Annotated in this window: 24 protein-coding genes; 10 read left to right on the top strand and 14 right to left on the bottom strand. The window is 72.4% G+C overall.

What is annotated here, in order from left to right:
- Positions 1–151 precede the first annotated feature (151 nt).
- The 5 genes from ACZ7G1_RS26875 to ACZ7G1_RS26855 form a co-directional block, all read right to left on the bottom strand.
- On the bottom strand, positions 152–1,285 hold the full coding sequence (locus tag ACZ7G1_RS26875; protein ID WP_470873349.1) for a DUF475 domain-containing protein: 1,134 nt from the start codon (positions 1,283–1,285) through the stop codon (positions 152–154).
- Positions 1,286–1,314: 29 nt separating this feature from the next.
- On the bottom strand, positions 1,315–1,890 hold the full coding sequence (locus ACZ7G1_RS26870; protein ID WP_470873348.1) for a TerD family protein: 576 nt from the start codon (positions 1,888–1,890) through the stop codon (positions 1,315–1,317).
- A gap of 82 nt (positions 1,891–1,972) precedes the next feature.
- Positions 1,973–2,548 (bottom strand): TerD family protein, encoded by a 576-nt coding sequence (locus ACZ7G1_RS26865; protein ID WP_352017770.1) that lies wholly within the window; start codon positions 2,546–2,548, stop codon positions 1,973–1,975.
- A 139-nt stretch (positions 2,549–2,687) separates the two neighbouring features.
- On the bottom strand, positions 2,688–3,146 hold the full coding sequence (locus tag ACZ7G1_RS26860) for a peroxiredoxin (protein ID WP_470873346.1): 459 nt from the start codon (positions 3,144–3,146) through the stop codon (positions 2,688–2,690).
- A 119-nt stretch (positions 3,147–3,265) separates the two neighbouring features.
- Entirely contained in the window at positions 3,266–3,688 is a 423-nt protein-coding gene (locus tag ACZ7G1_RS26855; RefSeq protein ID WP_367825456.1) for a DUF3052 domain-containing protein, read from the bottom strand.
- Between the two features lie 418 nt (positions 3,689–4,106).
- On the opposite strand from ACZ7G1_RS26855, the gene aceE reads away from it, so the two are divergent.
- Together aceE and ACZ7G1_RS26845 are read left to right on the top strand one after the other, a co-directional pair.
- Positions 4,107–6,839, top strand: coding sequence for a pyruvate dehydrogenase (acetyl-transferring), homodimeric type (gene aceE / locus ACZ7G1_RS26850; protein WP_470873344.1), 2,733 nt, complete (start codon positions 4,107–4,109; stop codon positions 6,837–6,839).
- 71 nt (positions 6,840–6,910) lie between these two features.
- On the top strand, positions 6,911–7,843 hold the full coding sequence (locus ACZ7G1_RS26845; RefSeq protein ID WP_470873343.1) for a potassium channel family protein: 933 nt from the start codon (positions 6,911–6,913) through the stop codon (positions 7,841–7,843).
- On the opposite strand, the gene ACZ7G1_RS26840 is transcribed toward ACZ7G1_RS26845, so the two are convergent.
- Positions 7,824–8,198, bottom strand: a complete 375-nt coding sequence (locus ACZ7G1_RS26840; RefSeq protein ID WP_470873341.1) for a peptidase inhibitor family I36 protein — start codon at positions 8,196–8,198, stop codon at positions 7,824–7,826. The two genes, ACZ7G1_RS26845 and ACZ7G1_RS26840, sit on opposite strands and share 20 nt — an antisense overlap.
- Positions 8,199–8,348: 150 nt before the next feature.
- A complete protein-coding gene (locus ACZ7G1_RS26835) occupies positions 8,349–9,971 on the bottom strand; it encodes an MFS transporter (protein ID WP_470873339.1) in 1,623 nt (540 codons plus the stop codon).
- Between the two features lie 116 nt (positions 9,972–10,087).
- On the opposite strand from ACZ7G1_RS26835, the gene ACZ7G1_RS26830 reads away from it, so the two are divergent.
- The 7 genes from ACZ7G1_RS26830 (at position 10,088) to ACZ7G1_RS26800 (ending at position 17,889) form a co-directional block, all read left to right on the top strand.
- Positions 10,088–10,723 (top strand): TetR family transcriptional regulator, encoded by a 636-nt coding sequence (locus ACZ7G1_RS26830; RefSeq protein ID WP_470873337.1) that lies wholly within the window; start codon positions 10,088–10,090, stop codon positions 10,721–10,723.
- A 72-nt stretch (positions 10,724–10,795) separates the two neighbouring features.
- The gene (locus ACZ7G1_RS26825; protein ID WP_470873335.1) at positions 10,796–12,010 is read left to right on the top strand and encodes an alpha/beta hydrolase; all 1,215 of its coding nucleotides are present in this window, start codon (positions 10,796–10,798) and stop codon (positions 12,008–12,010) included.
- 74 nt (positions 12,011–12,084) lie between these two features.
- Positions 12,085–13,119 (top strand): DUF4429 domain-containing protein, encoded by a 1,035-nt coding sequence (locus ACZ7G1_RS26820; protein ID WP_470873333.1) that lies wholly within the window; start codon positions 12,085–12,087, stop codon positions 13,117–13,119.
- 348 nt (positions 13,120–13,467) lie between these two features.
- Positions 13,468–14,763: a sensor histidine kinase gene (locus ACZ7G1_RS26815; RefSeq protein WP_470873331.1), complete on the top strand. Its 1,296-nt coding sequence runs from the start codon at positions 13,468–13,470 to the stop codon at positions 14,761–14,763.
- Between the two features lie 49 nt (positions 14,764–14,812).
- A complete protein-coding gene (locus ACZ7G1_RS26810; protein WP_470873329.1) occupies positions 14,813–15,493 on the top strand; it encodes a response regulator in 681 nt (226 codons plus the stop codon).
- Between the two features lie 201 nt (positions 15,494–15,694).
- Positions 15,695–16,675 carry an alpha/beta hydrolase gene (locus ACZ7G1_RS26805; protein ID WP_470873328.1) on the top strand — a complete coding sequence of 327 codons (981 nt, stop codon included), beginning with the start codon at positions 15,695–15,697 and terminating at the stop codon, positions 16,673–16,675.
- Positions 16,672–17,889 (top strand): acyltransferase family protein, encoded by a 1,218-nt coding sequence (locus ACZ7G1_RS26800; RefSeq protein ID WP_470873327.1) that lies wholly within the window; start codon positions 16,672–16,674, stop codon positions 17,887–17,889. The genes ACZ7G1_RS26805 and ACZ7G1_RS26800 overlap by 4 nt, the downstream gene beginning before the upstream one ends.
- A 47-nt stretch (positions 17,890–17,936) precedes the next feature.
- Here ACZ7G1_RS26800 and ACZ7G1_RS26795 read toward each other — a convergent pair whose 3' ends face one another.
- Together ACZ7G1_RS26795 and ACZ7G1_RS26790 are read right to left on the bottom strand one after the other, a co-directional pair.
- Complete coding sequence (locus ACZ7G1_RS26795; RefSeq protein ID WP_470873326.1) at positions 17,937–18,959, bottom strand: aldo/keto reductase; 1,023 nt, start codon at positions 18,957–18,959, stop codon at positions 17,937–17,939.
- The gene (locus tag ACZ7G1_RS26790) at positions 18,956–19,375 is read right to left on the bottom strand and encodes a MerR family transcriptional regulator (protein WP_470873325.1); all 420 of its coding nucleotides are present in this window, start codon (positions 19,373–19,375) and stop codon (positions 18,956–18,958) included. The genes ACZ7G1_RS26795 and ACZ7G1_RS26790 overlap by 4 nt, the downstream gene beginning before the upstream one ends.
- A gap of 52 nt (positions 19,376–19,427) precedes the next feature.
- Between ACZ7G1_RS26790 and ACZ7G1_RS26785 the strand changes: the two genes are divergently transcribed.
- A complete protein-coding gene (locus tag ACZ7G1_RS26785; protein ID WP_470873324.1) occupies positions 19,428–20,258 on the top strand; it encodes a serine hydrolase domain-containing protein in 831 nt (276 codons plus the stop codon).
- An 86-nt stretch (positions 20,259–20,344) separates the two neighbouring features.
- Here ACZ7G1_RS26785 and ACZ7G1_RS26780 read toward each other — a convergent pair whose 3' ends face one another.
- The 5 genes from ACZ7G1_RS26780 to ACZ7G1_RS26760 all read right to left on the bottom strand — a co-directional run bounded on the left by ACZ7G1_RS26780 (position 20,345) and on the right by ACZ7G1_RS26760 (position 26,172).
- Entirely contained in the window at positions 20,345–20,929 is a 585-nt protein-coding gene (locus ACZ7G1_RS26780; protein ID WP_470873322.1) for a hypothetical protein, read from the bottom strand.
- The gene (locus ACZ7G1_RS26775) at positions 20,926–22,437 is read right to left on the bottom strand and encodes a sensor histidine kinase (RefSeq protein ID WP_470873321.1); all 1,512 of its coding nucleotides are present in this window, start codon (positions 22,435–22,437) and stop codon (positions 20,926–20,928) included. Before ACZ7G1_RS26775 ends, ACZ7G1_RS26780 begins: the two co-directional genes overlap by 4 nt.
- 8 nt (positions 22,438–22,445) lie before the next feature.
- Complete coding sequence (locus ACZ7G1_RS26770) at positions 22,446–23,129, bottom strand: response regulator transcription factor (protein WP_123451969.1); 684 nt, start codon at positions 23,127–23,129, stop codon at positions 22,446–22,448.
- A 57-nt stretch (positions 23,130–23,186) separates the two neighbouring features.
- Positions 23,187–24,788 (bottom strand): murein biosynthesis integral membrane protein MurJ, encoded by a 1,602-nt coding sequence (gene murJ, locus ACZ7G1_RS26765; RefSeq protein ID WP_470873319.1) that lies wholly within the window; start codon positions 24,786–24,788, stop codon positions 23,187–23,189.
- Positions 24,789–24,981: 193 nt separating this feature from the next.
- Positions 24,982–26,172: a lipid II:glycine glycyltransferase FemX gene (locus tag ACZ7G1_RS26760; RefSeq protein WP_470873318.1), complete on the bottom strand. Its 1,191-nt coding sequence runs from the start codon at positions 26,170–26,172 to the stop codon at positions 24,982–24,984.
- Between the last annotated feature and the right edge of the window lie 88 nt (positions 26,173–26,260).

The following is a 26,260-nucleotide window of genomic DNA, read 5'->3' as shown; positions in this document are numbered from 1 at the left end:
TATAACGTCCCCCCACCCCAAGAAAAAGGTTCCCCCGAAAAGCCAGGCCCCCCCCCCCCCCCCCTCTTTCCCCCCCCCCCCCCCCCCCCCCGCCCCCCCCCCGCCCCCCCCCCCCCCCCCCGCAGTGAAGCGTTCCTCGTTGGGAGGGGTGTCACACCCCGGAGGACACCTCTGTCTTGTCTCCGCCCTCGGCCGCCGCGAGCGCCTTGTTGCGGCGGACGGAGGACCAGAAGGACCAGCCGATGAGGGCGACGCCGATGCCGCCGGTGACGATCTCGGGGATCTCGTACTGGATGGTGACCATGAGGACCACGGCCAGGGCGCCGATCGCGTAGTGCGCGCCGTGCTCCAGGTAGACGTAGTCGTCGAGGGTGCCCTGGCGGACCAGGTAGACCGTCAGCGAACGGACGTACATGGCGCCGACGCCGAGGCCGAGCGCCATCAGGACGATGTCGTTGGTGATGGCGAAGGCGCCGATGACACCGTCGAAGGAGAAGGAGGCGTCGAGGACCTCGAGGTAGAGGAACATGAAGAAGGCGGCCTTGCCGGCCAGCTGGACCGCGGAGACCTTCTTGCCGCTGCGCTTGGCCTCTTCCTCGGCCTCGTGCTCGCGCTCCTCTTCCTCCTCCAGCTTGTTCTCGAAGTAGCCGGAGAGACCGCCGACGACGAGGTACGTGATGAGGCCGGCGATGCCGGAGATCAGGACCGTCTGCGCCTTGTCGACGTGCGCGCCGCCGTGCTGGTGGGCGTGGGTCGCGAAGGTCATCGAGGTGACCAGCAGGACGACGAGCGCGATGCAGACCGACAGCATGTCGACCTTGCCGAGCTTGGCCAGCGGGCGCTCGATCCAGCGCAGCCACTGGATGTCACGGTCCTCGAAGATGAAGTCGAGGAAGATCATCAGCAGGAACATGCCACCGAACGCGGCGATCGACGGGTGGGCGTCGGTGACCAGTTCCTGGTAGCGGTCCGCGTCGTTCAGCGCGAGGTCGACGGCCTCTATGGGGCCGATCTTCGCGCTGATGGCGACGATCACGACGGGGAAGACGAGCCGCATGCCGAAGACGGCGATGAGCACACCGATCGTGAGGAAGATCTTCTGCCAGAAGGCATTCATCTTCTGCAGGATTCCGGCGTTGACCACCGCGTTGTCGAACGACAGCGAGATCTCGAGGACGCAGAGGATCGCGACGATCCCGAAGGCCTCCCACCCCCCGTAGAGCACCGCTGCGGCCAGACCGAGCGCAGTGATCGCGAACGACCAGCCGAAGGTTTTCAGAACCACTGTCTACCCCATCGTGAAATTACATGGCTTTACGAAACGTTGACCCCGAAGTCTAGAGCGATGCCCCGCAGCCCGGACGCATACCCCTGACCGACCGCGCGGAACTTCCATTCGCCGTTGTAGCGGTAGAGCTCGCCGAAGATCATCGCGGTCTCCGTGGAGGCGTCCTCGGAGAGGTCGTAACGCGCGAGTTCCTGTCCGTCCAGCTGGTTCACCACGCGAATGAAGGCATTGCTGACCTGGCCGAAGCTCTGGCCGCGGTTGTCGGCGTCGTGGATCGACACCGGGAAGACGATCTTGTCGCAGTTCGCCGGGACCAGGGCGAGGTCCACGATCAGGGACTCGTCGTCGCCGTCACCCTCGCCGGTGAGGTTGTCGCCGGTGTGTTCGACGGAGCCCTCGGGGCTGCGCAGCTGGTTGTAGAAGACGAAGTACTCGTCCCCGAGCACCCGGCCGGCCTGGCACAGCAGGGCGCTGGCGTCGAGGTCGAAGGGGGCTCCGGTGGTGGAGCGCGCGTCCCAGCCGAGTCCGACGAGGACCTTGGTGAGGTTGGGTGCGGCCTTGGAGAGGGAGACGTTGCCTCCCTTGGCGAGCGTGACGCCCATGATGCTGTTCCTCCCCGGTGGTGATGAGGCACGTCCGGCGCCGCACGTGAGGTGCGGCGCCGGACGGTTCGAACGGATCGGCTCAGACGTTGACGCCGAAGTCCTGCGCGATGCCGCGCAGGCCGGAGGCGTAACCCTGGCCGACGGCGCGGAACTTCCACTCGGCGCCGTGGCGGTACAGCTCGCCGAAGACCATGGCGGTCTCGGTCGAGGCGTCCTCGGAGAGGTCGTACCGGGCGATCTCGGCGCCACCGGCCTGGTTCACGACGCGGATGAACGCGTTGCGCACCTGGCCGAAGGACTGCTGGCGGTTCTCGGCGTCGTAGATCGACACCGGGAAGACGATCTTGGCCACGTCGGCCGGCACGGTGGCCAGGCTGACCTTGACCTGCTCGTCGTCGCCCTCGCCCTCACCGGTGAGGTTGTCACCGGTGTGCTCGACCGAGCCGTCGGCGCTCTTCAGGTTGTTGAAGAAGACGAAGTCCTGGTCGTTGCGCACCTTGCCGGCCTCGCTCACCAGGATGGCGCTGGCGTCGAGGTCGAAGTCCGTACCGGTGGTGGTGCGGACGTCCCAGCCCAGACCGACGGTCACGGCGGTGAGGCCAGGGGCCTCCTTGGTCAGCGAGACGTTGCCGCCCTTGCTGAGGCTGACTCCCACGAGTCCCTCCATAGGTTTCCAGGGGCAGCGCCCCCAGTCGTGCGTTGGCATCGGATCAACGTCTGGATCCTAGTGACGGGTTCCCGGTCGAAACAGTCGATTCGACCGGAGATTCCCAGGGTGTCGGCCGCGGAGCGGCTCAGATGGCGTCCAGCGCCTTCAGATAGTCGCCGAGGTCGCGCGCGTCCGACAGGGCGTTGACGACGGTCCAGCGGACGATGCCCTCCCGGTCGATGACGAAGGTGCCGCGCACCGCGCAGCCCTTGTCCTCGTCGAGGACGCCGTAGGCGCGGGAGGCCTCGCCGTGCGGCCAGAAGTCGGAGAGCAGCGGGAACTCCAGGCCCTCCTGCTCGGCGAAGACGCGCAGGGTGTGGATCGAGTCGTTGGAGACGGCGAGCAGCTGGGTGTCGTCGTTGACGAAGCTCGGCAGGTGGTCGCGCAGCTCGCGCAGCTCACCGGTGCAGACGCCGGTGAAGGCGAACGGGTAGAAGAGCAGCACCACGTTCTTCTCGCCGCGGAAGTCCGAGAGCCTCACGGTGCGGCCGTGGTTGTCCTTCAGCTCGAATTCCGGGGCCTCGGTGCCGGCCTCGATCGCCATCGCGTACGCATCCCTTCCACGGATTCAAGGCCTTGGGCCGAATCGGTGAGACCCACCCTACGGCCTGCGCACGAAAGCCCCCGCCGGCGGACCGGCGGGGGCTTCTCGCAGCGTGGTGATCAGCGCTTGGGGGCGGTCAGGCGGGTGCCCGTCCAGTCCTTGGCGACGCTGATGCTCTTGGTCTGGGAGAGACCAGCAGTCTGCGCGGCATCGTTGATGTCGGACGGCTCGATGTAGCCGTCACGGCCCGTCTTCGGCGTCAGCAGCCAGATGGTGCCGCCGTCCTCCAGAAGACCGATGGAGTCCACCAGGGCGTCGGTGAGATCACCGTCCTCGTCGCGGAACCAGAGCACGACGGCGTCGGCGACGTCGTCGTAGTCCTCGTCCACGAGGTCCTGGCCGATGATGGACTCGATGCCTTCACGGAGATCCTGGTCGACGTCGTCGTCGTAGCCGATCTCCTGGACCACCTGTCCGGGCTCGAACCCCAGCCTGCCGGCCGGGTTGGTCCGCTCCTCCGCGTGGTCCGCGGTCGCGCTCACGGCTTGCCTCCTGCTCATTCGGAAAATGCTGTGGGCCACGCGTGGGCGCGTGGCGCTGGCCGTAGTCCACACGTGCCGGGGCTGATCGCGCAAGTACCAGGCCGCGGAGACCGCCGAAACGGTGACGTTTGGGGCCGTCTCGCCCCAACTTTCGGCACGCTCGGAGCCTCCTTCGTGATCAGGCACACATGGTTCGTCCTGGTTTACGGACTTCTGCGGTTTCAGTCTGCCGAACGCTCGGACGAAACGCATGCGCGAGTTGGGCGTAAGGTTGCGATTTGACCGCAACCAGCCCCCTGGAGGACACCCCTGAGGGTTACCCCTCGGTAAGTGTGACGTCTGGCGTCGGCGGGGTACACGATGGACATCCCGACCACTCCGTGGCCCCGTGGGCACCACCGAACAGCGAAGGAAGAGCGTGGCTCCCGGATCCGATCGCAACCCGATCATCATTGGCGGCCTTCCCAGCCAGGTCCCGGATTTCGACCCGGAAGAGACCCAGGAATGGCTCGACTCCCTCGACGCGGCCGTCGACGAGCGGGGGCGTGAGCGGGCTCGCTACCTCATGCTCCGGCTGATCGAGCGGGCCCGCGAGAAGCGTGTGGCCGTGCCCGAGATGCGCAGCACGGACTACGTCAACACCATCGCCACCAAGGACGAGCCGTTCTTCCCCGGCAACGAGGAGATCGAGCGCAAGGTCCTCAACGCCACCCGGTGGAACGCGGCCGTGATGGTCTCGCGCGCCCAGCGCCCGGGCATCGGCGTCGGCGGTCACATCGCGACCTTCGCCTCCTCCGCCTCGCTCTACGACGTGGGCTTCAACCACTTCTTCCGCGGCAAGGACGAGGGCGACGGCGGCGACCAGATCTTCTTCCAGGGGCACGCCTCCCCCGGCATCTACGCCCGCGCGTACCTCCTGGACCGGCTGAACGACACCCAGCTCGACGGCTTCCGCCAGGAGAAGTCGAAGTTCCCGAACGGCCTTTCGTCGTACCCGCACCCGCGGCTGATGCCGGACTTCTGGGAGTTCCCGACCGTGTCGATGGGCCTCGGCCCGCTCGGCGCGATCTACCAGGCGCGGATGAACCGGTACATGGAGGCGCGCGGCATCGCCGACACCTCCAAGTCGCACGTCTGGGCGTTCCTCGGCGACGGCGAGATGGACGAGGTCGAGTCGCTCGGCCAGCTCTCCATCGCGGCGCGCGAGGGCCTGGACAACCTCACCTTCGTCGTCAACTGCAACCTCCAGCGCCTCGACGGCCCGGTGCGCGGCAACGGCAAGATCATCCAGGAGCTGGAGTCGATCTTCCGGGGCAACGGCTGGAACGTCATCAAGCTGATCTGGGACCGCTCCTGGGACCCGCTGCTCGCGCAGGACCGCGACGGCATCCTGGTCAACAAGCTGAACACCACCCCGGACGGCCAGTTCCAGACGTACGCGACGGAGACCGGCGGCTACATCCGGGACCACTTCTTCGGCGACGACCACCGGCTGCGGGCGATGGTCGAGGGCATGTCGGACCAGCAGGTCCTGCACCTGGGCCGCGGCGGCCACGACCACAAGAAGATCTACGCGGCGTACGCGGCGGCGAAGGCCCACGCGGGCCAGCCGACCGTGATCCTCGCCCAGACCGTCAAGGGCTGGACGCTCGGCCCGAACTTCGAGGGCCGCAACGCGACCCACCAGATGAAGAAGCTGACGGTCGACGACCTCAAGCGCTTCCGCGACCGGCTGCACATCCCGGTGACGGACCGGCAGTTGGAGGACGGCCTGCCGCCGTACTACCACCCGGGCCGGAACTCCGAGGAGATCCAGTACATGCACGACCGCCGCAAGGCGCTCGGCGGGTACGTGCCGACCCGTGTCGTGCGGGCGAAGCCGCTGGCCCTCCCCGACGACAAGGCGTACGCGCCCGCCAAGAAGGGTTCGGGTCAGCAGTCGATCGCCACCACCATGGCGTTCGTCCGCATCCTGAAGGACCTCATGCGGGACAAGGAGATCGGCAAGCGCTTCGTGCTGATCGCCCCCGACGAGTACCGCACCTTCGGCATGGACGCGTTCTTCCCGAGCGCCAAGATCTACAACCCGCTGGGCCAGCAGTACGAGGCGGTGGACCGCGAACTCCTCCTGGCCTACAAGGAGTCGCCGACCGGCCAGATGCTGCACGACGGCATCTCCGAGGCCGGCTGCACGGCCTCGCTGATCGCCGCCGGGTCGGCGTACGCCACCCACGGCGAGCCGCTGATCCCGGTGTACGTCTTCTACTCGATGTTCGGTTTCCAGCGGACCGGCGACCAGTTCTGGCAGATGGCGGACCAGCTGGCGCGCGGCTTCGTGCTCGGTGCCACCGCCGGCCGCACCACCCTGACCGGTGAGGGCCTCCAGCACGCGGACGGCCACTCGCACCTGATCGCCTCGACGAACCCGGCCTGCATCGCGTACGACCCGGCGTTCGGCTTCGAGATCGCGCACATCGTCAAGGACGGTCTGCGGCGGATGTACGGCCCCGCCGCCGAGGACGTCTTCTACTACCTGACGGTCTACAACGAGCCGATCCAGCACCCCGCCGAGCCGGCGGACGTGGACGTGGACGGCATCCTCCAGGGCATCCACCGCTTCAAGCCGGCCGAGGCGGGTGCCATCCCGGCGCAGATCATGGCCTCGGGTGTCGCCGTGCCGTGGGCGATCGAGGCGCAGCGGATCCTCGCCGAGGAGTGGAACGTCCGGGCCGACGTCTGGTCCGCGACCTCCTGGACCGAGCTGCGCCGCGAGGCCGTGGCCGTCGAGGAGCACAACCTGCTCCACCCGGACGAGGAGCAGCGCGTCCCGTACGTGACCCGCAAGCTCCAGGCCGCCGAGGGCCCGTTCGTGGCGGTCTCGGACTGGATGCGTTCGGTGCCGGACCAGATCTCCCGCTGGGTGCCGGGCTCGTACACCTCGCTGGGCGCGGACGGCTTCGGCTTCGCGGACACGCGGGGCGCGGCTCGTCGCTACTTCCACATCGACGCCCAGTCGATCGTGCTGGCCGTGCTGACCGAGCTCGCCCGCGAGGGCAAGGTCGACCGCTCGGCCCTGAAGCAGGCCGTGGACCGCTACCAGCTGCTCGACGTGTCGGCCGCCGACCCGGGCGCCGCGGGCGGCGACGCCTGAGTCCGTAGCGCATAGCGCCTGGTGAGGGGCGGTGGGACCGACGGTCCCGCCGCCCTTCGGCGTTCTCTACGATGCCCGGCATGAAGGATCGCTGGGAAGAGCGCACGCAGGTGCCGCTGCTTGTGCTGGCCGTGGGCTTCGCCATCGCCTACGCCGTCCCGATCGTCGCCCCCGGCGCCGACCCGTGGGTGCACCGGCTGTGCACCCACGTCGAGTGGACCGTGTGGGCCGCCTTCGCCCTGGACTATCTGGTCCGTCTCGCCATCGCCCCGGCCAAGTGGGCGTTCGTCCGCTCCCATCCCGTCGATCTGCTGGCGGTCCTGCTGCCGCTGGTGCAGCCGCTGCGGCTGCTGCGGGTCGTCTCCACACTCCTCCTCGTGGGCCGGCGGGCCCGGATGGCCCCGCAGATAACGCTCACCATGTACGTGGCGGGCGCGGTGGTCGGGCTGATGATGTTCGGCTCGCTGGCCGTGCTGCACGTCGAGCGGGACGCGCCGGACGGCAACATCAAGACGCTCGGGGACGCGGTGTGGTGGTCCTTCACCACGATGACCACGGTCGGCTACGGCGACCACGCCCCGACCACGGGTCTCGGCCGGATCCTCGCGGTGGGCCTGATGCTCTCGGGCATCGCCCTGCTCGGTGTCGTCACCGCCAACATCGCCGCCTGGTTCATCGCCCGCTTCGACCGCGACGACGCGGTCGAGCGCCGCCAGACCGAGCTCCTCGAGGCGCTCACCCTGGAGGTGCGCCACCTGCGCGCCGAGGTCGCCCGGCTCGCGGACGCGGGAGCGGCGCCGGCGCCGGGGGCGGGGCCCGTGCCGGGAGCGGGGCCCGTGCCGGGAGCGGGGCCGGCGCCGGGGGCTGAGCCCGACGCCGGGCCGGGGCCCGCGCAGGACGTGCCCGCGCAGGACGTGCCCGCGCGGGACGTCGCCGCGCAGGGTGTACCTGCGCATGGGGACCCCGTACAGGAGCTTCCCGCGCCTACCGCTCCCAGATCTTGAAGGCTCTGACCTCGTAGGGGGCTTGCGGTACCCAGGTGCCTCGGCCGGGGTAGGTCTCGAACTCGCCCGCTTCGGCGCACTCGGCCGACTGGTAGGTGGTGACGGGCCGGCCCGTGCGGTTGGCCAGGGACTGGGCCGAGGTGCCCGCGGGCAGCGGGATACAGCTGTCGATGTCCGTGGTGGCGAGCTCGTGGGTCTGCGCCTTGCCCTTGAAGTCGGGCTTGGGCCAGAGGCAGAGCCGGCCCGGCCCGCAGGCCCCGAGCACGGTCCCAGACGCCCCGGCCGGCCCTGCCGCCGCCGGGGCCGGTGGGGCGGTCAGGAGGGTGGTCATGGCGGCGGTCAGGACGGCCGTCATCGCGAGAAGAGTCTTCGTATACATACTGGTGAACCCCCGTTTCGTCACTCTCTGTAATCATGAGAATGGCGGAGGCGGGGCGGCAACGGAAGAGGGGCCGCCCCCGTTCACGCGAACGGGTGACGGCCCCCTACGGGAACCCGGAGGGCGTCAGATGTGACCGCCCATGCCGCCCGCCTCCGCGTTCTCGCCGCGCTTGGTGAGCGTGGCGACGAGGGCGGCGACGACGGCGACCGCGCCGGCGACGGTGAAGGCGAGGCCCATGCCGTCGAGGAAGGTGTCGTGGATGACGTCGGTGATCGTGGCGAACAGGTCGGGCGTCATGCCCGGGGCCTTGGCCATCTCCGCCGGGGCCATGCCGAACTCGGCGGCCTGCTCCAGGCGCGGGTCGGCCGGAACCGGGATGCCGGCCGCGGCCCAGTTGTCCGCGAAGGTGCCGGACACCTTCGCCGACATGACGGCGCCGAGCACCGCCGTACCGAGCGCGCCGCCGACCTGCATGGCGGCCTGCTGCAGACCGCCCGCGACGCCGGAGAGCTCCAGCGGGGCGTTGCCGACGATGACCTCGGTGGCGCCGACCATGACCGGGGCGAGGCCGAGACCGAGCAGGGCGAACCAGAGGGACATGGCGAGGGTGCCGGTGTCGGCGGTGAGCGTGATCATGCCGAACATCGCGATGGCGGTGCAGACCATGCCGCCGACCAGCGGGACGCGCGGGCCGAACTTGGTGATCAGGGCGCCGGCGAGGGGCGAGGAGACGATCATCATCGCGGTCAGCGGCAGCAGGTGCAGACCGGCGTCGATCGGACCGAGCCCCTTCACGCCCTGGAGGTAGAAGGTGACGAAGAACAGGCCGCCCATGAAGGCGAAGGCCATGAGGACCATGAGGACGACACCGGCCGAGAGCGGCACGGAGCGGAACATGGCCAGCGGGATCAGCGGCTCCTTGACCTTCGTCTCCCAGAAGGCGAAGAGCACGAAGAGGAGCAGCGAGCCGCCCAGGCAGCCGAGGGTCTTGCCGCTGCCCCAGCCCCAGTCGGCGCCGGCCTTGATGAGGCTCCAGACGAGCGAGCCCATGGCGCCGGAGAGCAGCAGGATGCCGAGGATGTCGAAGGAGCGGGGCGCGTTCTCGGCGCGGTGGTCCTTGAGGACGAACAGGCCGAGCAGGAGCGCGACGACGCCGACGGGCACGTTGATGAAGAAGACGGACTGCCAGCTGACGTGCTCGACGAGGAAGCCGCCGAGGATCGGGCCGCCGGCAGTGGAGGCGCCGATGACCATGCCCCAGATGCCGATCGCCATGTTCAGCTTCTCGGCGGGGAAGGTGGCGCGCAGCAGGCCGAGGGCGGCCGGCATCAGCAGGGCGCCGAAGAGGCCCTGGAGGACGCGGAAGGCGATGACGGCGCCGATCGAGTCGGAGAGGCCTATCGCGCCGGAGGCGGCGGCGAAGCCGGCGATGCCGATGAGGAAGGTCTGCCGGTGGCCGAAGCGGTCGCCGAGCTTGCCGGCCGTGATCAGGGCGACGGCGAGCGCGAGCAGGTAACCGTTGGTGATCCACTGGAGCTGGTCGAGCGTGGCACCCAGGTCGGCCTGGATGGCCGGGTTGGCGATGGCGACGATCGTGCCGTCGAGCGCGACCATCATCACGCCCACCGCCACGGCGAACAGAGTGACCCACGGGTGGCCGCGCAGTCCCTTCGCCGGGACCGGTGCGGGTTCCCGGACGTCCCCCTGACCCTGCGGGGTCTTTTCCACGGTGGTCTGACTAGTCATGGAACGAGGCTAATGACAGTCACTGACAATTGACAAAGTGATTCACGCGTCGGTAACTGTCACGTAGCTCACAGGTAGTCTGAGCCGGACCAAATGCGGGAAAAGAGGACCTTGCTGTGACCGTGCCCGGCCTGCGCGAACGGAAGAAGCAGCGCACCCGTGACGCGCTGACCCGGGCGGCCCTGGAGCTCTTCACGGCCAACGGCTACGAGCGGACGACCGTCGACGAGATCGTCGAGCTGGTCGAGGTCTCCCAGCGCACCTTCTTCCGGTACTTCTCCTCCAAGGAGGAGGTCGCCTTCGCCGTCCAGCAGATGGTGGAGGAGTACTTCGTCGAGGCCCTCCGGCGACGGCCGCCGGACGAGGGCCCGCTCGACGCGATGCGCAGGGCCGTGCTCGACGCCTGGGACTCGATCGGCGAGGCCATCACCGAGGTCGTGCCGGTCGAGCTCTACCTGCGGACCTTCCTGATGATCGAGTCGACGCCCGCGCTGCTCGCCGTCCATCTGCGCCGCTCGACCGAGATGGAGGACACGATCGCCCGGATCATCGCCGACCGCGAAGGCCTCGACGTCGACGCGGACCCGCGCCCCCGCATCGCGGTGGCGGCGTTCAGCGGAGTGATGCGGGTGACGGGCCAGCTGTGGGGCCGGGGCGCCGACCAGAGCCTTGAGGGCATGCGGGCCCTCACCGAGGAGTACCTCGACCACCTCGGGCCCGCGCTGACCCCGCACTGGCGGACCGGCGCCTGAACCACGGGGCACCCCGTGGGGGCCGACGCCCCCCGGACGTCCCCGTCCGCGCGCCCCGTAGGGTGGCGCTCCGTGACCTCAGCCGATGACTCGCCCGCCGTCGCCGTCGTGCGCGCCCTGCTCGCGCTCGGGGTGGTGTTCGTGCTGCTGGCGATCACCGGGTGGACCACGATCAAGCACCGCCCGGTGCCGGGTCCGTCGCGCGGTGCGGCGCTCGCCGCCTGGGCACACGACCGGATCGACCACCGTCCGCTGCCCGACCCGTCCAGGGCCACGGCGGGGGCCGTCGCCGCGTTCTTCGCGGGGCTCGGCACCGCGCGCGGGGCGCGGCTCGCCGAGCGGCACCCACTCGTCGTCGGCAATCTCAACGGCACCCCGGTCGCCCTGCGTTACCGCGCCAACCGGATCACGCTGGGCCGGGTGCTGGCCGCCGAGCGGGGCCGGGTCGACGATGTCCGGCTGTCCCCGGAGGGCCGGCACGAGGCGCGGCGCCGGCTCGACCGGTTCGCCTCGCTGATGCGGCCGGGCCGCCAGATCCTCGCCTTCGACCCGACGGGGACGGGCCGGACGGCGGAGGTGCTCGGCGATCTGGAGCGGGCCCGGCGCGTCTCGGTGATCGTGCCCGGCGTCGACACCAACCTCCTCACCTTCCAGAAGACCCATGGCCGGTACGGGGCTCCCGCGGGCATGGCCGACGCGCTGTTCGCCGCCGAACGGCAGGCCTCGCCCCGCGCGCGCGTGGCCGTGATCGCGTGGGCCGACTACACCGCGCCCGCCGGGGTGGGCGTCGACGCGGCGACCGGCAGGCTCGCCGAGGACGGGGCCGTGCGGCTCGTGGAGCTGACCGAGGCGCTGCCGGGGGACGCGCGCGTGGCGCTGTTCTGCCACAGCTACGGCTCCGTGCTGTGCGGGGTGGCCGCGCCCCGGCTGCCCGCCCGGGTGACGGACCTCGCGGTGGCCGGCAGCCCCGGCATGCGGGTGGAGGACGCGGGCGAACTCGCCACCCACGCGCGCGTGTGGGCGATGCGGGACGCCGACGACTGGATCGCGGACGTGCCGCACCTGGAGCTCGGCGGGGTCGGCCACGGCGCCGACCCGGTGGCTCCGGAGTTCGGGGCGCGGCTGCTCTCGGCCGACGGGGCGGCCGGCCACAGCGGCTACTTCGAACCCGGCACGGAGAGCCTCGGGAACTTCGCCGCGATAGGGGTCGGGGCCTTCGGGCGGCTGGTCTGCGCACGTGCCGACAGCGCTTGCCACGACGGAATATCCGGTGCGGAAGGGGCCTGACGCGCGTAGATCCCGCGATTTCCGGACCTTTCACAGGGGCGACGCGGCGGCACACGCCGCTTACGATGAGGCGTATGGGTGATGTGCTGGCCGGAAATCATGCCACCTGGGAGTTCGAGAGCGACGCCCTCCTCATCCGTTTCGATCGGGGGAACCGCACGCCGAAGCTCCTCAGTGTGCTGCGCGAACGACGAGTACCGCACGAGGCGTTGGCGTCCGTGACGCTCACGCCCGGCAAGCGGGGCACCGTGGTCCTGCACGCCGTGCCGAGACCGGGCGCCGATCCTCTGATGGAGGCGGCCGCGGGGCAGCTCAAGGAGGCCTGCGACCCGTACCGCCTGGTGCTGCCGGCGGACCGGGAGACGCTCGCCGAGTACTACCGGGACGAGCTGCGGGCGCGGCTCCCCGCGGATGCCCTGAGCACGGCGGACACACTGGACGGACTCGAAGCCGTGAACGGCCTGGGCGCCGTCGACGGCCTGGGTGCCGGGGGCGGGCCGGCGGTCATGGGTACGGCGGACGCCGGGGCCGCGGGGGCCCCTGCGCACGCCGACCGTGTCCTGCTCGCCCCGGCGCCCGTCGACCGGTTCCTCGTGGCGCCGCCGCAGGGGCCGCAGTCCTTCAAGACGTACGACGGGAAGGCGAGCTTCGACGGCGTCTCGGAGATCTCGTTCCGCTGGTCCTGGACGGGGGCGTCCACCGAGAAGTGGAAGGCCGGCGACCAGACCTTCTCGGTTCGCGACCTCTGCGGGGTCGAGTGGCGCTCGCCTGAGGTGCTCGACGGGTATCTGCGCCTGGTGCCGCGGGGCGGTGCGCCCCGGCCGCCGCAGCCCGACCTGGACCCGGCGTCCGTCGTCTTCGGCCTCGGTTACGGGCCGGTGCACCTGTCGCTGCCCTTCGCCGCCGCGGTCCTCGCCGCGATCCGGGGCCGGGGCGCGGACCGGGTGCCCGTGCCCGCCGCCGCTCCGGCCGGGGTACGGGACGGGGCGAGCCGCGACCCCGGGGCGGTCGCCGAGCGGATCCGGCACCTGGGCGAGCTGCACCAGGCGGGGCTCGTGACCGACGCGGAGTTCTCGGCGAAGAAGGCGGAGCTCCTGGCGGAGCTGTGAGGCGCGCGGGCGGGGCGGTTCCCGAACCGGAGCCGTGAGCCGGGCGCACAGCTCCCTGACCGCGCGTGTCATACCCGGGTATCAGGCCGCACCCCGGTCCCGGGTATGACGTCAGGGCCGGATGTCGCTGCCTACCCTGAGCGGGTCATGGCTACCGAACAGCGGCCCGAGCCGCCCAACGACCCCCGGCCCGAGCCGCCCGCCGCCCCGCGGCCCGAGCCGACCGCCGACCACCGGCCGGAGCCTGATCCGACCGCCGACGCTCGGCCCGCAAAAAACGCCGACCGACCCTCCGCCCGATCCGCCGCCCGACCCGCCGACCGCCCCGCCGGCGGGCGATACACACGCATGTGGGAGCTCGGTGTCCGGGCGCGCGGGATGTTCCAGGGGCTGGGGGCGGCGCTGACCACGCCGTCGGCGCCGGGGGCGCCGCTGCTCGCGGACGCGGCGTCGCGGTGGGTGCGGCTGTTGCCGTACGCCGTGGCGCTGGCGTTCGTGGCGTCGCTGCTGCCGTCGTCGATCCATCTGTTCATCGGGGACTACGACGTCAACGGCGCGCTGGCCGGGGCGCTGGCGACGGCGCAGACGCTGCCGCTGCTGCTCGCGGTCGCCCGGCCGCTGCAGGCCTGGTGGATCGTGTTCGCGGCGGACGTGCTGGGTGCGCTGGTGCTGCTCGGCGCGGAGGGCACGCGGGCGGAGTACTGGCCGTGGCCTCCGCCGGTCCTGATCGGGTACTGCGCGCTGATGGTCGCGATCGGGCTGCGCGAGTCGCGGCGGGCGCAGTTCGGGGTGTGGCTGGCCACGGGTGTGGCCGGCTACGCGCTGGAGGCGTTCCGGCCGGCCGGGTACACGAGCCTGCACACGCTGCTGCTCGTCCTGAGCGGGGTGCTGCTGCTGCTCACCTCGGCGGTACGCGCGCGGGGAGACGCCCAGCGGCGGCTCGTCGAGCAGGAGACGATCAGCGAGGCGGAGCGGGCGCGGCGCACGCTCCTGGAGGAGCGGGCGCGGATCGCGCGCGAGCTGCACGATGTGGTGGCCCACCACATGTCGGTGATCACGGTGCAGGCCGACTCGGCCCCGTACCGCATTCCGGAGCTTCCGGAGGCGGCCCGCGAGGAGTTCGCGTCGATCGCGGTGAGCGCGCGGGAGTCGCTGGCGGAGATGCGGCGGCTCCTTGCGGTGCTGCGCAGTGACGGCAGTGAGGGAGAGCGGGCTCCGCAGCCGGGCCTCGACCGGGTGCAGCAGCTGGTCGAGGCGACCGTACGGGCCGGGGTGCCGGCGGAGCTGCGGATGGCCGCGGACCTCGGGGACGTACCGCAGGCGGTGGACCTGTCGGCGTACCGGATCGTGCAGGAGGCGCTGGCGAACGTCGTCCGGCACGCGCCGGGGGCGTCGACCCGCGTGTCGGTGCGGGCGGACGAGGGGTGGCTGACGGTCCTGGTGGTCAACGGGCCCGCGACGGAGCCGGGTTCCGCGGTGGAGCGCGGCGCGGCGGGCACGGGGCACGGGCTCGTCGGCATGCGGGAGCGCGTACGGTTGACGGGCGGCTCGCTCGACACCGGGCCGCTGCCGGACGGCGGCTTCCGGGTGGCCGCCCGGCTGTCCCTGGCGCCGGACCCGGCGCCGCCCGCGGAACCGGCCTGACCGGCGGACGCCCCGGGCGGCCGCCCGCCACGACCCCGGAGGACCCCGAGTGACCATCCGCGTGATCATCGTCGACGACCAGGCCATGGTGCGGGCCGGTTTCGCCGCGCTGCTCGCCGCCCAGCCCGACATCGACGTGGTCGGCGAGGCCCCGGACGGGCTGCGGGGCGTGGAGGTGGCGCGGTCGACGCATCCGGACGTGGTCCTGATGGACGTGCGGATGCCGGAGCTCGACGGTCTCGCGGCGGCGCGGGAGATCCTGCACCCGCCGGCCGGTGTCACGCACCGGCCGAAGGTGCTGATGCTGACCACCTTCGACGTCGACGACTACGTGTACGAGGCGCTGCGCGCCGGCGCGTCCGGGTTCCTCCTGAAGGACGCGCCGCCGGCCGATCTCATCGCGGCGGTACGGGTGGTGGCGGCCGGCGAGGCGCTGCTCGCCCCGTCCGTGACCCGGCGTCTCATCGCCGACTTCGCCGCGTCCCGGCCCGCGGCGCGCCGCGACACCACGGCGCTGCGTCTCAACGGCCTCACCCCGCGCGAGACCGAGGTCCTCGAACTGATCGCCCGGGGCCTGTCCAACCAGGAGATCGCCGACCGGCTCGTGCTCGCCGAGCAGACCGTGAAGACCCACATCGGGCGCGTCCTCGCCAAGCTGGACCTCCGCGACCGCGCCCAGGCCGTGGTCTTCGCGTACGAGTCGGGGCTCGTCACCCCGGGCGCGAGCTGAGGGAGACCCGGGACCGGGGTGAACCCCGAGTACCCGGACCGGGGGTAAACCCCACCCTCCCCCTGGGGATGGCCGCTCCTCCACCCCCTACCCCGGTATCAGCCGGGAGTTGGCTCCTCGGTGTGACGTGCCGTCACCCGTCGTCTTCCTACCTTCCTCTCGCCGACGAACGAGCGAGTGACGAAGAGGGAGGGCGAGCGCATGCGCCGCTTTGCGAGGACCCTGACGACCGTGGCCCTGGTGGCCGCCGCGATCGCGGGGACGGCCGGCTGGGCGTCCGGCGACACCCAGGAGGCCGTGACCGGGGCGCCCGCGGGGACGGGGGCCTGGCGGGCGGCGGGGCTGCCGGACCCGGCGCGGATGGGGGCGGCCGAGGTCGCGCGGTACTTCGCGGGCCTGAGCCCCGTACGGCAGAGGTATCTGGCGCGGACGTACCCGACGGTCGTCGGGAACTTGGACGGTGCGCCCCTGGAGCTGCGGTACGAGGCCAACGCCCGGTCCGTGGGCGGGGAGTTCGGCGGGGCGCGGGTGCTCGCCTTCGATCCGCGCGGCCGGGGGCAGGTGGCCCTGGTGTACGGGGACCTGGCGCGGGCCGAGCACGTGGCCGTGATCGTGCCGGGGTCCGATGTCGACGCCGGTCACGTCCGGCCCCTCGCGGACATGGCGACCTCGCTGCGCCGGGCGACCGGCGACCGGACGGCGGTCGTCGCCTGGGCCGGGTACACGACGCCCGTCGGGGTCGGTATCGACGCGGCGACGGGCCGGCTCGCCGAGGCGGGAGCCGAGCGGCTGACCCGGTTCACGGACGGTCTGGCGGCCGTCGGCGCGGCGGAGCCCTCGGTGTTCTGCCACAGTTACGGCTCCGTCGTCTGCGGTCTCGCCGCCCACGACCTGAAGGCCAAGGACCTCGTCGTCCTCGGCTCCCCCGGGATGCGGGCGGAGAACGTCGCCGAACTCGGCACCTCCGCCCGGGTCTGGGCGGCGAAGGACCCCACCGACTGGATCGACCGCGTCCCGAACGTGGAGATCGCGGGGCTCGGGCACGGCGTCGATCCGACGGACCCGGAGTTCGGGGCCCGCCGCATCCCGGCCGACGACGCCGAGGGCCACGGCGGCTACTTCGCCGCCGGCACCGGCTCCCTGCGCGCGTTCGCCTCGATCGCCGAGGGGGACGTCCGATGAGCTCCCTCGTCACCACGGTCCGCAGGACGGCCGCGAAGATCGAGTCCGGCACCCCCGCCCACCGCGACCGGGCCGTCGACGGGCTCCGCGCCCTCGCGCTGCTCGCCGTGCCGACCGGGCACTGGCTGCTCGGCGGGTTCACGCTCTCCGACGACGGCGCGATCCACAACGCCAGCCCGCTCGGCACCTTCGCCGGGCTCGCCCCGGTCAGCTGGATCCTCCAGATGCTCGGGATCTTCTTCCTCGTCGGCGGCTACGCCTCGGTCATGTCGTACCGGCGCCGCAAGGGCTCCACGGGCGAGTGGCTGAAGGGCCGGCTCGCGCGGCTCGGGCGCCCGGTGCTCGGCGTCACCGCCGTGTGGGCGGCGCTGCTGCCCCTGCTGCACTTCGGGGCGGGGGTGCCGGTGGACACGCTGCGGACGGCGTCGACGCTGGTGATCCAGCCGCTCTGGTTCGTCGGCGTGTACACGGTGGTCACCGCGCTCACCCCGTACTGCGTCCGGATCGCCCGCCGGCTGGGCGTGTGGGCCGCGGCGCCGCTGCTCGCCTCGGTCGCCGTCGTCGACTTCCTGCGGTACGGCCCGTACGCCGACGCCGTGCCGTCCTGGCTGAGCCTCCTGAACATCCTGCCCGGCTGGCTCTTCGCCTATCAGCTCGGCGTCTCGTGGGGCGAGGGCCGGGTCACCCGGCGGCACGCCTGGGCGCTGCTGCTCGGCGGGGCCGCGCTGTTCGCCGCGCTCCTGGTGTTCTTCGGCTACCCGGCGTCGATGGTCGGCGTCCCCGGCGAGGCCCGCACCAACTCGCACCCGCCGTCGCTGCTGGTCCTCGCCCTCGCCGCCGCGCAGAGCGGCGCGGCGATCCTGCTCCGCGACCGGCTCGGCGCGCTCCTGAAGCGGCCCGCGCTGTGGGCGCCCGTCGTGATCGTCAACCTGTCCGCGATGACGATCCTCTGCTGGCACCAGACCGCGATGCTCACGGCCGCGATCCCCGCCTCGTACGCCGGGGAGGTCGCCGGCCTGGTCGGCGCGCCGGACTCCGTCGGCTGGATCCTCGCCCGGCTGGCGTGGATGCCGGTCTTCGCCGGCCTGCTGGTCCTGATCGGCCGGTACGCGCGCGTCTTCGAGTCCCCCTGGGCGAGGACCGGCCCCGCCCGCCGCACCCTGGCGGGTCTGCTCGCGGCGGGCTTCGCGGTCTTCGCCCTGGGTCTCGCGTGAGCGGGGCGGTGTCCGGGCGGGGGCCGGGCCCCGCGTCCGGACCGGTGCTACGCCTCCCGGGCCAGCGACGTGTGGCTCATGTCGGGGTAGCGGTCGCCCGCGACGAGGCCGGCGATCGGCTCCAGTTCGGCGAGTTCGGCGGGGGTGAGGGTGATGCGGGTGGCGGCGGCGTTCTCCAGGAGGCGGGAGCGCTTGCGGGTGCCGGGGATGGGGACGACCGTCAGGCCGTGCACGGCGGCGCGCTGCTGCACCCAGGCGAGGGCGATCTGCGCCGGGGTCGCCCCGTGCGTCGCGGCGATCTTGCGGACCGGGTCGAGCAGGGCCGCGTTGCGCTCGGCGTTCTCGCCGGTGAAGCGGGGCTGGTACTTGCGGAAGTCGCCGCCCGAGAGGTCCTTGGAGGCGTCCGCGAACGCCCCGGTCAGGAAGCCCCGGCCGAGCGGCGAGTACGGCACGAAGGTCACGCCGAGTTCGGCGGCCGCGGCCACGGCGCTGCGCTCGACGTCCCGGGAGAAGAGCGACCACTCCGACTGGAGGGCGGTGATCGGGTGCACCGCGTGCGCCTCGCGCAGCTCGGGCCCGGTGACCTCGCTCAGGCCCAGGTGGCGGACCTTGCCCTCCTTGACGAGTTCGGCCATCGCGCCGACGGACTCGGCGAAGGGGACCTCCGGGTCGCGGCGGTGCATGTAGTAGAGGTCGATGGTCTCGATGCCGAGGCGGCGCAGGCTGTCCTCGGCGGCCTTCCTGATGTACGCGGGGTCGTTGCGGATGCCCCGGTGGGTGGGGTCGTCGGCGCGGCGCTCGATGGCGAACTTGGTGGCGAGGGTGACCTCGTCGCGGTGGGCGGCGAGGAAGGGCGCGAGGAACTCCTCGTTGGCGCCGCTGCCGTAGATGTCGGCGGTGTCGATGAGGGTGACGCCGGCTTCGAGGGCCGCGTCGAGGGTGTCGCGGGCCGCCGCCGCGTCGGTGTCGCCGTAGAACTCGCTGATGCCCATGGCCCCGAAGCCCTGGACGCCGACCTCCGGTCCGTCCTGGCCGAGTCGTACGGTGTCGATCCTGGTCACGCTGGTCATGAAGAAGCTCCTCCGCATGCGGTCCCGTAATGGCCGATCTTGATGTCGAGCACGGCGAGCGTGTCCTGGAGCTCGGTGATCCTGGTGAGGACGTCACGCCGGGTGGCCTCCAGGAGTTCCCGCCGGGCGTCCCGCGTGTGGTCGCCCTCGCGCACCAGCTCCGCGTACCTGACCATGTCGGCGACCGGCATCCCGGTCAGCCGCAGTTTGCCGACGAAGGCCAGCCAGCCGAGGTCGCGTTCGGTGAAGCGGCGCTGCCCGGTGTGCGACCGGTCGACGTGCGGCATCAGGCCGATCCGCTCGTACCAGCGCAGGGTGTGGGCGGTGAGCCCGGTCAGGGCGGCGACCTCGCTGATGGTGTAGCGGTCCTTCCCGGCGGGCCTGGTCGTGCTCTCGACGCTCTCGATCACGCTCATGGGTCCCACGCTAAAACGTTGGAGTGCACTCGAAGCAAGTAGGCTCGGCCCCATGGAGAGCAGCGTGCCGAGCCTGGCGTCGATCGAGAACTGGCCCGTCCCCACCGCGGCGGCGGCCGTCGTCCGCGCGGACGGCACCCTGGCCGGGTCCCACGGCCCCACCGGGCGGCGCTTCCCGCTGGCCTCCGTCACCAAGCCGCTCGCGGCGTACGCCGTCCTCGTCGCGTACGAGGAGGGGGCGATCGACCTCGACGAGCCCGCCGGGCCCGAGGGCTCGACCGTCCGCCACCTGCTGGCCCACACCTCCGGGCTCGCCTTCGACGAGAACCGGGTGATGGCCGCGGCCGGCACCCGCCGGATCTACTCCAACACCGGTTTCGAGGCGCTCGGCGACCATGTCGCCAAGGCGACCGACATCCCCTTCGCCGAGTATCTGCACCAGGCGGTCCTGGAGCCGCTCGGCATGACGTCGACGACCCTGGAGGGCTCGCCCGCCAAGGACGGCGTGTCCACCGTCGACGACCTGGTGCGGTTCGCCGCCGAGGTGCAGGCGCCGCGGCTGCTGGACGCCAGGACCGTCCTGGACGCCATGACCGTCACGTACCCCGGCCTCACCGGCATCCTGCCCGGCTACGGGCACCAGAGGCCGAACGACTGGGGCCTCGGCTTCGAGATCCGCGACGGCAAGTCCCCGCACTGGACCGGCGCGAGCTCCTCGCCGCGCACCTTCGGGCACTTCGGGCAGGCCGGAACGTTCCTGTGGATCGACCCGGACGCGCGGGCCGCCTGCGTCGCCCTCACCGACCGTCCCTTCGGCCCGTGGGCCGTCGAGGCCTGGCCGCCCTTCACGGACGCGGTGCTCGCGGAGCTGCGCGCGAGCTGAGCTGCTCGCGAACTGAGCTGCGCGCGGGCTGAGCTGAGCCGCGCGGGCTGAGCCGCGCGCGGGCCGAGGTCCGCGCCGGGCGGCGGTCAGACCTCGCAGCGGGTGGTGGGGAGTACGCCGTCGGGGCCGGCGAGCGCCACCTCGGCCCGGCCGCCCGGGGTCTCCGCGAAGGCGGCCGTGCAGACCAGCTGCTGGACGGCCGCGTCCGTCAGGCCGGTGACGGGGAACGGTGACCTCAGCCGGATCAGCGGGCGGCCGTCCGTGAGCCCCGCGGCCTCGTCCCGCTCGGCGTGCGGGTTGCCCACGGCGCGCGGCAGCCCGGTGCCCATCCCCACCGAGCGCTCGGTCCCGTCCGGGCCCGCCAGGAGCATGGCGAGGACCTTGTCGGTGGCCATCGGCGCCTTCCCGTCGGTCTCCACGCCCGTACCGCTGCCGTCCGCGTGGTCGGGCCCCGGCCACCGCTCGGAGAACCGCCCGAGGTCGCGGACCGCGGGCAGCGGCGTGCCGTCCGGCCCCAGGAAGTACAGCACCACCCGGGTGTCGCCCGGCGCCGGATGCACGGCGACGGTCGCGGGGCCGCCCGCCTCGACGACATCGCTCTTCTGGATGCCGCAGCCGGCGAGCGCCAGGAGCGCGAGCAGGGCCGTACCGGCCGAACGGCGGCGGGTCACAGCGGCATCCGTACGGTGAAGACCGCGCCGCCCTCGGGGTGGTTGGCGGCCCGGACGGTGCCGCCGTGGAGGCGCACGTTCTCCAGGGTGATCGCGAGGCCGAGCCCGCTGCCCGCCGAACGGGTGCGGGCCCGGTCGGCCTTGTAGAACCGGTCGAAGACGTGCGGCAGCACCTCCGGGTCGATGCCGGGCCCCCGGTCGGCCACCTCCGTCACGAGCTGGTCCCCGTCCGCGTACAACCGCACCGTCACCGGCGCGGCGCCGTGCCGCAGCGCGTTGCCGACGAGGTTGGCCACGACGACGTCGAAGCGGCGCGGGTCGAGGCGCGCCCTGATGCCCTCGCCGAGGTACGGGACGACCCGTTCCGGATCGGTCCAGTGCCGGTGCTGGAGGGTCTTGCGTACGCAGTCGGCCGCGTCGACCTCGTCCGGATGGAGCTCGGCGGCGCGCGCGTCGAAGCGGGAGATCTCCATCAGGTCCTCGACGAGCACGGCGAGTTTGCCGGTCTCGGAACTGATGAGCCGCACCGCGCGGGCCGTGTCGGAGTCGAGCAGCCCCGCGTCCTCGTCGAGCACCTCGGTCACCGCCAGCATGCCGGCGAGCGGGGTCCGCAGTTCGTGCGAGACGTCGGAGGCGAACCGGCGGGCCCGCGCCTCGGCGTCCCTGAGCTCGGCGACGGAACGTTCCAGCGCGGCGGCGGACTCGTTGAACGTCCTTGCCAGATCGGCGAGTTCGTCACTGCCCTTGGCGTGGATACGGGTGTCGAGCCGGCCGCGCCCCATGCTGTGCGCCGCGTGCCGCAGCTCCCGCACCGGCCTGAGCACCCCGCGCGCCGCGATCAGCGCCGGGATCAGCGCGATCGCCAGGGCCGGCAGGGCGCCGTCACGGGCCGCCGCCACCATGGCCTCGATGTTGGCCTCCTCCTCGTCCAGCTCCATCACGGCGTAGAGGACGAGGCCGGTCGGCTGGGCCGTCCCCTCGGTCGGATGGTTCCGGAACACCGCCGGGACCGCCATGGTCAGATACGGCTGCCCGTTCTTCACCACCCGCTGGAAGCTCCCGTGCGGGGTCGCCACCCGGGCCGTCGCCTGGGCCCGCAGCTCCGGCGTCACCACCGACGAGGTCGGACGGTCCGTCGACGACACCCGCAGCGAACCGTACTCCGCGTACACCCGCCACGGCCTCGGCTTCCCCTGCCGGGCGATCTGCATCAGCTGGTCCCGCAGCCCGCTCGCGTCCACCGGCAGCGTCATCCCCAGCGCGTCCACCTGCTCCCGGAACGCCGACACCGCCGTGTCCTGCGTCTGCTCCAGGATCGCGTTCCGCGCCGCCCGGTACGTCAGCGCCGCCGTCGTCCCGCACCCCACGGCCGCGACCAGCAGGAACGCGAGCACGAGCCGGGTCCTCAGACCGAACGGGTGGGGGCGCAGGCGGGGGGCGCGGGGCCTGCGGCGGCGAGTGACGTGCTCCGGCCGGATGTCGGCCCGCGCCTCGGGTCCGTCGCTCACACAGGCCTTCACAGCGGGCCGAAGCGGTAGCCGAAGCCGCGCAGGGTCTGGATGTAACGGGGCTCGCCGGGGGTGTCCTCGATCTTGTTCCGCAGCCGGCGGACGCAGGCGTCCACCAGGCGGGCGTCACCGTGGTAGCTGTGCTCCCAGACGTGCTCCAGGAGCTGCTGGCGGCTGAAGACCTGCTCCGGCGCGGCCGTCAGGTGCAGCAGCAGCTTCAGCTCCGAGGGCGCGAGGGCGACCCGCTCCCCCGCCTTCGCCACCGTGAGCCCCGCCCGGTCGATCGCCAGCTCGCCGTGGAACTCCACGGCGGACCTGCCGGTCCCCGGTTCCTCGATGCGGCGCAGCACCGCGCGGATCCTCGCCTCGATGACCTCGGTCCTCGCGGGCTTCACGATGTAGTCGTCCGCGCCCGCCTCCAGGCCCACGACCACGTCGAAGTCGTCCCCGCGCGCGGTCAGCATGATGATCGGCAGCTGGCTGCTCTCCCGCACCCGGCGGCACACCTGCACGCCGTTCATGCCCGGCAGCATCAGGTCGAGCAGCAGCAGGTCCGGCCTGAACTCGCCCAGCGCCGCCAGGCCCGCCTCGCCGGTCGGCGCGGTGCGGACCTCGTGGCCGCGGCGGCGCAGCCCGAGCTCCACCCCCTCCCGTACGGAGGGGTCGTCTTCGATCAACAGCACGCGAGGCATCTCCGAAGTATCCCAAGGTCGGTACGGCCCTTCCGGCCCGGCCCCACACCGCACCCTCTAGCGCCGGAAGCGGGAGAGGAGGGAGTGGAACTCGGTGAGGCGGAGGGGGTGGGTGAGCAGGGCGAAGGTGGCGAGGAGGGCGAGGGCGCCGGAGAGGCCGGAGATCACGGGCCCGGCGGGGGTCGTGACGTCGACCGCCAGGAGGGCGAAGCCGGTCGCCGGGAGGGCCGCCAGGAGCATTCGGAGCACGGTGGAGGTGGTGCCGGAGGAGGGGGTGGGGCGGAGGCGGCGGCGGAGGGTGTGGGCGGTGAGGGCCCAGCCGGCCCAGAGGGCGAGGGAGTAGGCGGCGGCGAGGCCGGGGACGGCCCAGTGGGGCGGGAGGAGGTGGTGGGCGGCGAGGGAGAGGCCGGCGTTGAGGCCGACGATGACGAGGTTGAGGAGGAAGGGGGTACGGGTGTCCCGGAGGGCGTAGAAGGCGCGGGTGCACACGTACTGGCCGGAGAGGGCGACGAGGCCGGGGGCGAAGGCCATGAGGATCCAGGACATGGCGCGGATGTCGTCGCCGGTGGTCGCGCCGTACCGGAAGACGACGGTCATCAGCGGGACGGCCAGCGCGAGGAGCGCGCCCGCGGCCGGGACGATCGCGGCGGTGCTGGTGCGCAGCGCGTAGGAGACGTCGCGCCGGAGGCCCGCGAGGTCGCCGTCGGCCGCCGCCGCGCTCATCTTGGGCATCAGGGCGGTGACGAGGGAGACGGTGACGATGCCGTGCGGGACGGTCCAGAGGAGGTAGGCGTTGTTGTAGGCGGCGAGGCCCGAGCCGCCCGGGGTCACCGAGCCGGCGGTGGTGGCCAGCCAGGTGGTCACCCAGTACGCGCCCTGGTTGGTGAGGACGAGCAGGACCAGCCAGCCCGCCGACCGCAGCGGGGCGGTGAGGCCGCTGCCGCGCCAGTCGAAGCGGGGCCGCCAGCGGAAGCCCGCCGCGCGCAGCGAGGGGATCAGGGCGAGGGCCTGGACGGCGATGCCGGCGGTGGTGCCCCAGCCGAGGAGGGCGGTCTCGCCGGGGGTGAGCGTGCCGCCGTCGCCGACGGCGAGGAACAGGCCGAAGACGGCGACGACGACCACGTTGTTGAGGACCGGCGTCCACATCATGGCGCCGAACCGGCCGCGCGCGTTGAGGACTTGGCCGAGCAGTGTGAACAGGCCGAGGAAGAGGATCTGCGGCAGGCACGCGCGCGTGAAGGCGAGGGTCATCCCGCGCTGCGCGCCGGTGTAGTCGGTGTAGGCGTCGACGATCAGGGGCGCGGCCAGGACGGCGGCGGCCGTGAGCGCGGTGAGGGCGAGCGCGCAGAGGGTGAGGAGCCGGTCGGTGTAGGCGACGCCGCCGTCCTCGTGCTCCTTGGCGGCCTTGACGAGTTCGGGGACGAACACGGCGTTGAGGGCGCCGCCGAGCAGCAGCATGTAGATGATCGTCGGTACGGAGTTCCCGACCGCGTACCCGTCGGCGACGTATCCGGCGCCGAGCGCCGCCGCGACCACCGCGGCCCGCGCGAAGCCGGTGGCGCGGGAGACGAGGGAGCCGGCCGCCATGAGCGCCCCGCTGCGGAGCACCGAGCTCTTCGGCGTCCCGGCCGGCGCCGCCGCGGTGAGCGTGGCCGTCATCGGCGCCCCGTACGGATCGCGCCCGAGGACCTCGCCGCCAGTGCGGAGATCGCCATCAGAACCGCCTGCGACGCGAGCAGCGCCGGCTCAGCGGGCCCCCTCGACGCCCCCGGCGCGGCGTGTGCCGTGGGTGCCGCGTGTGCCGTGGGTGCCACAGGGTCCGCGACCGCCGTGGGCGTCGTCCGGGCGCCCCTCATCGGCGGGCCATGTAGGCCTGGAAGGCGCGGAACAGCGCCTGGTTGGCGGTGCCTTGCATCGGGAGCTCCCATTCGCCCAGGGTTTCCACGACGTGGCCGCCGGTGCCGAGCTTCCAGCGGAGGAGGCCGTGGGCGCGGTCGTGGGGATCGAGGGTGGAGGGTACTCCGCGGAGGTCGTAGACGGCCGCGCCGAGGGCGTGGGCGTCGAGGAGCATGCGCCACTGGAGGGCGTTGGAGGGGCGGACCTCGCGGCGGTGGTCGGCGGAGGCGCCGGTCTGGTACCAGACGCGGCCGCCGACGGTGATCATGGTGTGGGCGGCGAGTATCTCGCCCTCGTGGCGGGCGAGATAGAGCTTCATGCGGCCGGGCTGTTCGGCGTTGAGGGCGGCGTACTGGCGCTCGTAGTAGGCGAGGGAGCGGCCGAGGCGGAAGCCGTCGCGTTCCTCGGTGACGCCCAGCAGCCGGTGGAACTCGGGGAGGTCGGCGGCGGAGCCGACGGTGATCTCGACGCCGCATTTGCGGGCCTTGCGGACGTTGCGCCGCCATTCCTGGTTGAGGCCGGTCCACAGGTCGTCGGTGGTGCGGCCGGTGAGGGGGATCTGGAAGACGTGGCGGGGCTGGGCGTCGGCGCCGTCGCCGGAGTCGCCGCCGCAGCGGCGCCAGCCGCGGGCGCGGAGCCGGTCGGCGACGACGGTGCCGAGCGGGTCGACCTCGTCGGCGAGCACGTCGGCGAGGCGCCGGCCCGGACCGGTGCCGGCCTTGAGGGTGGCGGCGTTCCAGCGGCGGTAGGCGGGGCCGGGGCCGATGCGTACGGCGAAGGCGCCGGCGGCCCGGAGATGGCCGAGGAGCGGGCCGAGCCAGCCGTCGACGTCGGGGTCGGCCCAGTCGGCGACGGGGCCTTCGGGGAGGTAGGCGAAGTACTTGCGGGTGCCGGGGAAGGGGCGGAGGAGGACGAGGGCGACGCCGGTGAGGGCGCCGGATTCGGGCCCCCAGCCGATGAGTTGGTGGCACCAGCCGTCCTTGACCTGCGCCCAGGAGGGCAGTTGGAGGAAGCTGGGCCCGTCGGCGGCGGCGGGCCTGGACGCGAGGAAGGCGCGGTAGACCTCGGGGGTCACGGGGCCGACCCTCACCGGGCCGACCGGGGCGCGGCGTTCGGTGGGTGCGGCCGTCACGAGCAGCGCTGACACAACGGGAGCCTCCTTGTTCCGCCCCTCGGTGGTGGGGCGCACAGCAGGCTCACAGCCGAATTCGACCGGTGCGCGCGTCGTATGTGAC

This window comes from Streptomyces sp. NPDC037273, assembly GCF_055603625.1.
This window is presented reverse-complemented; position numbering and strand designations above follow the sequence as displayed.

Bases quoted from the DNA above. Each gene is read 5' to 3' on its own strand.
- ACZ7G1_RS26840 (WP_470873341.1), bottom strand. From the start codon at position 8,198: ATGACGGCCGTCCTGACCGCCGCCATGACCACCCTCCTGACCGCCCCA.
- ACZ7G1_RS26795 (WP_470873326.1), bottom strand. From the start codon at position 18,959: ATGACCAGCGTGACCAGGATCGACACCGTACGACTCGGCCAGGACGGA.
- ACZ7G1_RS26835 (WP_470873339.1), bottom strand. From the start codon at position 9,971: ATGACTAGTCAGACCACCGTGGAAAAGACCCCGCAGGGTCAGGGGGAC.
- ACZ7G1_RS26870 (WP_470873348.1), bottom strand. From the start codon at position 1,890: ATGGGCGTCACGCTCGCCAAGGGAGGCAACGTCTCCCTCTCCAAGGCC.
- ACZ7G1_RS26785 (WP_470873324.1), top strand. From the start codon at position 19,428: ATGGAGAGCAGCGTGCCGAGCCTGGCGTCGATCGAGAACTGGCCCGTC.
- ACZ7G1_RS26860 (WP_470873346.1), bottom strand. From the start codon at position 3,146: ATGGCGATCGAGGCCGGCACCGAGGCCCCGGAATTCGAGCTGAAGGAC.
- ACZ7G1_RS26815 (WP_470873331.1), top strand. From the start codon at position 13,468: ATGTGGGAGCTCGGTGTCCGGGCGCGCGGGATGTTCCAGGGGCTGGGG.
- ACZ7G1_RS26805 (WP_470873328.1), top strand. From the start codon at position 15,695: ATGCGCCGCTTTGCGAGGACCCTGACGACCGTGGCCCTGGTGGCCGCC.
- murJ (WP_470873319.1), bottom strand. From the start codon at position 24,788: ATGACGGCCACGCTCACCGCGGCGGCGCCGGCCGGGACGCCGAAGAGC.
- ACZ7G1_RS26770 (WP_123451969.1), bottom strand. From the start codon at position 23,129: ATGCCTCGCGTGCTGTTGATCGAAGACGACCCCTCCGTACGGGAGGGG.
- ACZ7G1_RS26790 (WP_470873325.1), bottom strand. From the start codon at position 19,375: ATGAGCGTGATCGAGAGCGTCGAGAGCACGACCAGGCCCGCCGGGAAG.
- ACZ7G1_RS26800 (WP_470873327.1), top strand. From the start codon at position 16,672: ATGAGCTCCCTCGTCACCACGGTCCGCAGGACGGCCGCGAAGATCGAG.
- ACZ7G1_RS26845 (WP_470873343.1), top strand. From the start codon at position 6,911: ATGCCCGGCATGAAGGATCGCTGGGAAGAGCGCACGCAGGTGCCGCTG.
- ACZ7G1_RS26820 (WP_470873333.1), top strand. From the start codon at position 12,085: ATGGGTGATGTGCTGGCCGGAAATCATGCCACCTGGGAGTTCGAGAGC.